This window comes from Rhodopirellula maiorica SM1, assembly GCF_000346295.1.
Classification (GTDB): domain Bacteria; phylum Planctomycetota; class Planctomycetia; order Pirellulales; family Pirellulaceae; genus Novipirellula; species Novipirellula maiorica.
The window spans coordinates 1-3,979 of the sequence record NZ_ANOG01000545.1 but is presented as its reverse complement, the minus strand read 5'-3'; the positions used below and the strand labels follow the sequence as shown (position 1 = coordinate 3,979).

The 3,979-nt window shown below is 56.8% G+C and carries 3 protein-coding genes; all 3 read left to right on the top strand.

Features of this window, described 5'->3' with window-relative positions:
* Positions 1-236 (top strand): DUF2293 domain-containing protein (locus RMSM_RS17515; protein ID WP_040767741.1); only part of this gene is annotated, 236 nt, incomplete at its 5' end.
* Positions 237-401: 165 nt separating this feature from the next.
* Positions 402-2,621, top strand: a complete 2,220-nt coding sequence (locus tag RMSM_RS37075; RefSeq protein WP_008699011.1) for a hypothetical protein — start codon at positions 402-404, stop codon at positions 2,619-2,621.
* A 172-nt stretch (positions 2,622-2,793) separates the two neighbouring features.
* Positions 2,794-3,738: a DNA integrity scanning protein DisA nucleotide-binding domain protein gene (locus RMSM_RS17505; RefSeq protein WP_008699008.1), complete on the top strand. Its 945-nt coding sequence runs from the start codon at positions 2,794-2,796 to the stop codon at positions 3,736-3,738.
* Positions 3,739-3,979 lie beyond the last annotated feature (241 nt).

The window sequence follows — 3,979 nt, the reverse complement described above, 5'->3', positions numbered from 1 at the left end:
CCAAACGCATCTCCGTCGAACAACGCGCCGAAGCTGCAGTGATCGCGTGGATGCGTCATCAAACGACGGCTTACGATTCGATGGTCATTCCGCGAGTCAAAGGGAAACGCCGCGAAGTACGCAGGATGTTAGCAGCACGGTCCAAAGAGTTGCTGAGGCAATATCGGGTCGACCATGTGGCATCCGAGAATTGCCCGTTAATGAAAGCATTGACGATGTCGAGCGATTCCAAATAACGAACCGAAGCGACCACGAGCTTTCCGTGTCATTTCAGGCAGATGTGGTCAGCCAACCCCTCAAAAGATCTTATTACTGCGAGCGAGAGGCGGGTTTCTAAGTAAACTCAGCGCTGCGAACTTCCGATATCACACTCTAGGTTCACCCATGTCCTGGAGTCCTTTGTGCATAACCTGAAACGTCATCTTCGATCGCGAACCTCTCTCAGTTGTTTGCTAGCTATTTCGTGCTCGCAGTTCGCGGTAGGTGACGAGGGTGTCGTACTCAATCCGCCGCTCGATACATCGGCGGAAGTACAGATCGCGCGGCGTCCGTGGTTGCTTGATGTGTTGACCAACAAACCCGAGTCCTCGAAAAAGACGACTCCACCCAAGCCTCCAGCCAGCGTCCCCTTGGTGAGCGATCCGCCTTCGATGCAGGGGCGTAGCCAGCATGCGCCAGTCGTGGTCGACACGCATTCGCGGCAGACGCCGGCGGGGGCGCAAGCGGCATCGGACGATGACAATTGGGTACCGCGAGCGCGACGCATCGTAGCCGATTCGGGCACGGCAACCGATCCGAAGCGTTTGCCGCTTCGGGATCCTCAGCCGCTTCGTGATCCCGAAGTCGCGAGCCCCTTAGTCGTGGACGCAACACAGCGTGAAACCAAAACGGCAGAGCCGAACTCGATTCGAACCGAGTCGCCAGCGCTAGTGCCAATCGATCGTTCGATGGACAAGGCAGGCGATGCGACAATCGACCACTCGGTCGATTCGATGCCAACCTCGGAGTCGGCGGCCGCGGAATCGAGCACATTATCGCCTGCAGAGAAATTCAACGAATTGGAACTCGAGCTCGCGCCATCTGCGGGTCCCGAATTGGCGAGTCCTGCCGTGGACGTGTTTGCCGAGGACGACGCGAGGGACGAAAACTCCGGCGAGGATGTCGCCAGCGATGCAGCTGAAAATTGGGAAGACGCTGAGCGGAGCAATCCCGCAGACCACTACAGCGACGAAGAGATAACCGATCGCGAGCGATTCGAGGCCGAGGAGGCTTTCGCGTCCGATGCGGACAACGGCGACGTCGTCGAAGAAGTGGTCGAAGATTTAAGTCTTGGTGATCGTCTGCGAAAGGCAACGCCCGAGATCGCCGCCTCGCCGTCATCCCCCGAGGATCCGTCATCCACGATGGACCCGTCATCCACCAAGGAACTTGAACCCGCGACGAAAGAGCCAAGTCACGCATCGGATCCGCAGAAACGGTTTGCCGATTCGCGGTTGGCGACAAGTGCGGCCGCCCCGCCGCAGCGTTCGGTTTCGGTTGGTGACCAATGGGACGAACCTGCCGATGCCAAAGCAAAAGAGCCCGTGGCACTGGATTACGTCGGGATGCCCACCGGACCGATACGTATCTCGGCATCGGTTGCTAAAATGAAACCGGTCATGCAGCGGTGTTTGAGTCACTATTATCGCCGCCCTGAAATCGCCAATGAGCGAAGCAATTGGGGAATGTTGCATTCGATCATGGTGTATGGCGTGGATACGAAGATCATCGCCGAACGCCAACACTACAGTGCGATCGCATGGATCGCCGGCAACAACGCATGTCGCGGCCAACGGTTGTTCGAAGAGGACCGTGGTGGCATCCATGTGAAAAGTGGCGTTGGACTGCAGGGGCACCAGGCACAAATGTTGTGTGTGTTCTCATTGTGCAACGTCCCAGTGGACTATCCCTTGTATGTCGGCACGACAAAGTACTCAGTACGCGATGTCGTCAAACGCGAGATGGCGGATTGCAAAAGCGGCGAAGAGTTAACATTTACGCTGATCGCACTGTCGCATTATTTGGATACCGACGAGAGCTGGATCGCTTCGGATGGAACCCGCTGGGATTGTGAGCGATTAATTCGTGAAGAATTGTCGCAGCCAATCGTGGGTGCCGCCTGTGGAGGAACGCATCGCTTGATGGGATTTGCCCACGCATTGCGAAAACGACGCGCCGAAGGTCGTCCGATCACAGGGCAATGGGCACGCGCCGAAGAATTTACCAACGATTTCATCGACTACGCCTTCTCGCTGCAGAATCGCGATGGATCGATGAGCACCGATTGGTTCGAGGGGCGTGAAGACAACGGCAAAATGGATCGCAAGGTGCAAACGACGGGACACATCGTCGAATGGTTGCTCACAGCGATGCCCGATTCGCAGCTGCAGGATCCTCGTTTGGTGCGAGCGGTACGGTATCTATTGGCGTCGATGTACAACGATCCAAACCATGATTGGCAGATTGGACCCAAGGGGCACGCGCTGCGTGCATTGGCAATGTACTACGAGCGAACCTATCGCAGCGGACCAGCGTGGCAGACGCCCGCCGTCGCCAATGGAACGCGATCGAATCGCCGGTAAACGCGATCGGGCGCTCCGTCGGACGATTCTTCCCCGCGACAATTATCCCGGCGACAAAACGCAGATTTCGGGGCTGATCTGGTTGCCGGTTCAGCCTGCTTCGCTAATACTTTGATTCTCTTGTTAAATTACCTAGTTTGAATCACACTCCACTTGTCGAGTTCGCCCTGCAATGGCGACACAACGTCTGACGAAACACAATGCAGCGATGATTCGCGCAGCGATCGACCTTTTTCGTGATCGCGGTGCGGACGCATTGCTGCTGCTACTCGATGGATCCACCGACTGGAAACGAATCTCCGAGATGGCTCAGCCACTCGATAAACCGTTTATTGTCGCAGTCGACTCACCCGAAGATCTCGAGGGGGCATCCGAAGCGGGCCTCAAACCGCTGGCCCTGAACAAGGAAAAAGCACCGCTGTTAGAGCGTCTGCAGCACGCGCTGCTCGAAGCGGCTGCCGACGAATTGATTCGGACCAATGGCGAGGTCGTCGCTCTGTACAGCGGTTTTCAACAAGGCCGGCTCGATTCGATCAGTCATCTGCAACTCGATGAACGGATGCGGCAATTGACCAGCCGGGATCTGCAAATGCTCGAGAGTCGGGTGCCGCTGAAAACGATCAAGGCGGTCATCGATTTGGCAGCCCAAATTGGCCGCGAAGGCCGCGAAGGCAAACCGGTCGGAACGCTGTTTGTCGTTGGCGATACTCGCAAGGTGCTCGAACATGCCAACGACAGCGGGGTCGATCCGTTTCGCGGTTACAATCGCAAGCAACGCAATCTGCTGGACAAGAAAGTCCAAGAGGATGCCAAAGAGGTCGCTCAGCTTGACGGTGCCTTTATCATCGCCGGCGATGGCGTGATCGAAAAGAGTCGGCAAATGCTCGAGGTCTCGCACGAAGATCTGACGATGAGCAAAGGGTTAGGAGCGAGACATTGGGCCGCTGCGGCGATCTCGCGAAAAACCAAGGCGATCGCGGTCGTCGTCAGCCAATCCACCGGCACCGTTCGGCTCTACCAAGACGGCCATTTGGTGATGCGAATCGAACCGATGGACAAGGCGGTAAAGTGGCAAGAGTTTAATTTTGAACCGCCATCGTCGCCCCCCGAAAACTAACGCATTTTGATCTTCCGCTACGCTGAAATGCACAAGCCCTATAGGGCAACGCTGTGAAGCATTTTGTAGCGGTAGGGCGCGAGCCCCATGCCATCTACTTTGGTAGCGGCACGGCGCGAGAGAGCGTCCGGCTTAGGCCAGAGGCCGATACATCCTCTGCCGTGGCCGTAAGGCCACGGGATGTAGCGAATGAGCTGCAAAGGCCGGAGGCCGACACAATGACTGAGTAAATGTGTCAGCC